General features: G+C 43.6%; 5 protein-coding genes. 3 read left to right on the top strand and 2 right to left on the bottom strand.

The window, feature by feature from the left end:
- Positions 1–57: 57 nt before the first annotated feature.
- The gene (locus ACQKCG_RS13780; protein ID WP_227543705.1) at positions 58–447 is read right to left on the bottom strand and encodes an aspartate/glutamate racemase family protein; all 390 of its coding nucleotides are present in this window, start codon (positions 445–447) and stop codon (positions 58–60) included.
- A gap of 337 nt (positions 448–784) precedes the next feature.
- Here ACQKCG_RS13780 and ACQKCG_RS13775 point away from each other — a divergent pair, with 337 nt between their 5' ends.
- The 3 genes from ACQKCG_RS13775 (at position 785) to ACQKCG_RS13765 (ending at position 3,625) form a co-directional block, all read left to right on the top strand.
- Positions 785–1,039, top strand: a complete 255-nt coding sequence (locus ACQKCG_RS13775; protein WP_102078218.1) for a DUF2798 domain-containing protein — start codon at positions 785–787, stop codon at positions 1,037–1,039.
- A gap of 411 nt (positions 1,040–1,450) precedes the next feature.
- Positions 1,451–2,428 carry a zinc-binding dehydrogenase gene (locus tag ACQKCG_RS13770; protein WP_134292792.1) on the top strand — a complete coding sequence of 326 codons (978 nt, stop codon included), beginning with the start codon at positions 1,451–1,453 and terminating at the stop codon, positions 2,426–2,428.
- A 192-nt stretch (positions 2,429–2,620) separates the two neighbouring features.
- The gene (locus ACQKCG_RS13765) at positions 2,621–3,625 is read left to right on the top strand and encodes a YhdH/YhfP family quinone oxidoreductase (protein ID WP_134292791.1); all 1,005 of its coding nucleotides are present in this window, start codon (positions 2,621–2,623) and stop codon (positions 3,623–3,625) included.
- 79 nt (positions 3,626–3,704) lie between these two features.
- Here the strand turns inward: ACQKCG_RS13765 and ACQKCG_RS13760 are convergent.
- A partial coding sequence (locus ACQKCG_RS13760) for a transposase (RefSeq protein WP_427585489.1) occupies positions 3,705–3,929 on the bottom strand: 225 nt, incomplete at its 5' end.

Here is a 3,929-nt window from a genome sequence, read left to right as displayed (position 1 = left end):
GCTAAAGCGTGTCTTTTTCATAGGATTCTCCTGCTGGTGTATTTTAGCAGTTAATCTCTATTTGTAAGTGTTCTTATTTATTGGGGGGATTACCGTCGCATCAGCGATATGAGTCAATGGCAAGTCTGTGGCGGAGCGCACGTCATCGACCAGTTTGTGCATCGTGTTAGAGGCAATCATGATTCCTTGTACGCCAGCTGCTTGTAGACGCTGAGCGCTGCTAGCCATTATCACGCCTAGCTCGTCCCATCTGCCTTGCTCCTGTAACGTATTGATCAACGCAAAATCCACACTATGAATCAACAAATCTGCTGAATGTAATCCGCCAAGCTGATGCTTGATACCTTCATTAATCAGACGATAATAGCTCTCGGTACTCTCCCAGCTCATACCACCGATGATTCCTAATGTTTTTTGTTGAAAATCCCTTTGTTCTTGAACTGCCATACTATACCCCTAGTGGTTTTTGGTCTTAGTTATAGTAAGTTATCGTAGCAAAATCGACTGTTGAGAACGCGCTGTTTTTAGAGATATTCCTTTTAGAAATAACTTCTTCAAAAAGCTTTAAAACGCTGCCTTAAAGACAATAATCATATTAATAACATATCGCAAACCCTACCATTGATAATAACGATTTTACCCGTTCGGCATCACGGAGTATGATGAACACTGATAATTATCACTTCATTTACTACAACTACTCATTACCTGACTATTATATTTATACCGTATGCCCGCATCATAGGCTGGGCGTAGCTAACACTATGTAGGACAACCGAATACTATGGCCAACTTCCCCACTATCAGAATACGTACGCGCCGCAAATATTACCGCCTTATCTTTACAGGCCTGATGGCGATGATGATGTCACTGATTATCTCAACAGCCCTATTGGTGGTCAAACAAGGCTTTATCGACGGATTTTTTATGGAGTTGATGCATTCATGGGGACTGGCCTTTATGTTTGCATGGCCAAGTGCATACATCTGCGCCTATCTAGTACAAGAGCACGTGCTGAGTAGGATAGAGTTTTATTAAACAGTATCGATAGCTATCATAATTCTGAGTCATCGTCGTTATAAGATAGTTTAGATATAGGGCAAGCAAGTCAAGGTTCTATAGAGAATAGACTGAACTGGCCTAATGCCGTATTCCATATATATGCGATTGACTATCTAACGCTAGAGAATATTACCGATGTAAGCCAAGCTTTCTATAACAAAATCCCGTTAGCGCAAATGTATCCAACTCCTAGACGACCAGTCTATTTTTAAGTATAGTGTCTTTGTTAGTCGATAACCTCTAAGCATCATTATCATGATATCGTTTCTACTAGAAGAAAAAATACATTGATGAGTGATCCCAATGACATGATGTTTATCATCGGTTATTCATACTCTTAATACACTTATACATAAATTAAATCATAAATATATAAAGGAAATCATCATGCGTAGTGCTATTCATAACAGCTTTGGCAAACCCTCCAACGTATTAAGCGTTGGCGACAGCCCCATGCCCCAGCCTGCTGCCAACGAAGTCCGTATCAAAACCATTCTCTCCCCTATTCATAACCATGACTTGCTGACCGTAAGTGGTCAATACGGCTATAAGCCTGAAATGCCAGCCATCGGTGGTAGTGAAGCGCTAGGTATTATCGATGCTGTGGGTGATGACGTCACAGATCTAAGCGTCGGCCAGCGTGTTGCGTGCGCCAGTGTGCACGAGACGTGGGCAGAGTATTTTGTTGCACCTGCTAGCATGGTATTTAACATGCCTGATAGCATCGAAGACGAGTTGGCTGCCCAGCTGATCGCTATGCCGCTGTCTGCCCTAATGCTATTAGAATTCTTAGAAGTAGATAAAGGTCAATGGATTATTCATAACGCGGCAAACGGCGCTGTCGGTAAAACCCTTGCCATGCTCGCAGCAGCACGCGGTGTAAATACGATCAATCTCGTACGTAGTAAAGACGCGATAGAAGAGTTGACCTCACTCGGCATCAAAAACAATGTCGTCACTGCTGATGATGACTGGAAAGACCAAGTTCGCGCTATCATTGGTGATGACAAAATTACAGCAGCCGTCGATTCAGTCGGTGGTGAGTCGAGCAATGAGCTACTATCGTTACTGGGTAGCAAAGGAACACTGGTCTCATTTGGTATCATGTCAGGCAAGCCAATGGCACTAGACGCTGGTAGCTTGATCTTTAAGCAAGCGACTGTCAAAGGATTCTGGGGCAGCAAAACCAGTCAAGAGATGGATCTCGAAAACAAAAAACGTCTAATCGATGAGCTACTAGAACGCGCTTCGAACGGCGATCTAAAACTACCGATTGAGGCTATCTATAGTCTGGACGACATCACGACTGCCGTCTCTGGAAAAGTACAATCAAGCAAAAAAGGTAAAGTTATTCTAAAGCCTTAAGTGATACTCTAACCTTGCATTGATTGTCATTGAAGGCATCATAAATATGAAAAGTCCATTTGTATTACTCGTCAGATAATACTATGGGCTTTTTTATTTTAACCGTGCTGTTGTCATGATGATTTCAAAGTAATTAGTTTCATAAGCAATTACCTATCAACCCAAATAATAATATTTAATAAGGATATAACTATGTCAAACGATACAACCTTCAAAGCCTTAGTTGTCGAAGAAACCAGCGATGGTGAATTCAAAAAAAGCATCCAAGAGCGCAAAGTCAGTGACTTGCCAGAAAATGACTTGCTCATCGAAGTGCATTATTCATCGTTAAACTTTAAAGACGCAATGTCAGCCACGGGTAATAAACGAATCACCAAACAGTACCCGCATACCCCAGGTATCGACGCAGCTGGCGTAGTCGTCAGTGACAAGTCAGGCACGTTTACTGTAGGGCAAGAAGTATTGGTATTCGGCTATGATCTCGGTATGGACACAGATGGTGGCCTTGGTCAGATGATCTCAATCCCCGCAGAGTGGGCACTGGCTTGTCCAGAAACGCTCACCCTAAAAGAAGCAATGACATATGGTACTGGCGGCTTAACCGCAGCGCTAAGTGTCCAAAAGTTAGAAAAAATGGGCGCAAAACCAAGTGATGGCCCAGTTGCTGTGACTGGTGCAACGGGTGGTGTAGGTACGATCAGTATCGCTATTCTAAAGCAGCTCGGCTATGAAGTGATTGCATTCTCAGGTAAGCCAGAGCAAAGCGATCATCTAAAAGCAGTGGGCGCGAGCGAAGTACGTCATCGCGATACCATCAATGAAATCGGTAACAAACCTGTCGGCCGTGAGCTATGGGCCAATGCTATTGATACCATCGGCGGCGACTACTTACCCAACCTGCTCAAGCAAACCAAATCTGGCGGTGCAGTGACCAGCTGTGGCCTAGCAAGTGGCGCTGATTTTTCGATGTCGGTGATACCTTTTATCACCCGCGCGGTGTCGCTATTGGGTATCGACTCGGTCTATATTCCATTGGCTGACAAAGAAGCCATTTGGAAACGTGTCGCCACCGATATGAAACTGCCTAATCTTGAAAGCTATGGTGAAGAGATTACGTTAGAGCAAACACCAGAATACCTAGATCGCTTTATGTCTAGCAAGGTGGTTGGGCGTTATGTGGTGAATGTGAAGGGCTAAGTTTTTAAGAGTTAGTGTTATAAGTAAAAGGCAGCATTTCTTTTGAGGGAGCCCATCCCAGATTCTGTGTAACTGCCATTTAGATTAAATGCTTACTAATGCGATCATCAAACATAATCATAAAGCGATTAAGGGCAGACGTCCAGTTACGGATTGGCATCGACCACTTTTTAGAGGCCTGCTGGGTGGCTAAGTACACCACCTTGAAAGCTGCCTGATCAGAGGGAAACACCTTACGCTTATTCACCGCCGTTCGAATCACACTGTTTAGCGACTCTATCGCATTGGTGGTATAGATCACTCT

It is taken from the genome of Psychrobacter sp. NPDC078929, from assembly GCF_050267985.1.
GTDB lineage: Bacteria > Pseudomonadota > Gammaproteobacteria > Pseudomonadales > Moraxellaceae > Psychrobacter.
Note: the sequence above shows the minus strand (reverse complement) of the source record. Positions and strands in the feature narration are given on the sequence as shown.

What these genes read in the sequence shown, in the direction of transcription:
- ACQKCG_RS13780 (WP_227543705.1), bottom strand. Translation starts at nt 447, where the DNA reads ATGGCAGTTCAAGAACAAAGGGATTTTCAACAAAAAACATTAGGAATC.
- ACQKCG_RS13770 (WP_134292792.1), top strand. Translation starts at nt 1,451, where the DNA reads ATGCGTAGTGCTATTCATAACAGCTTTGGCAAACCCTCCAACGTATTA.
- ACQKCG_RS13765 (WP_134292791.1), top strand. Translation starts at nt 2,621, where the DNA reads ATGTCAAACGATACAACCTTCAAAGCCTTAGTTGTCGAAGAAACCAGC.
- ACQKCG_RS13775 (WP_102078218.1), top strand. Translation starts at nt 785, where the DNA reads ATGGCCAACTTCCCCACTATCAGAATACGTACGCGCCGCAAATATTAC.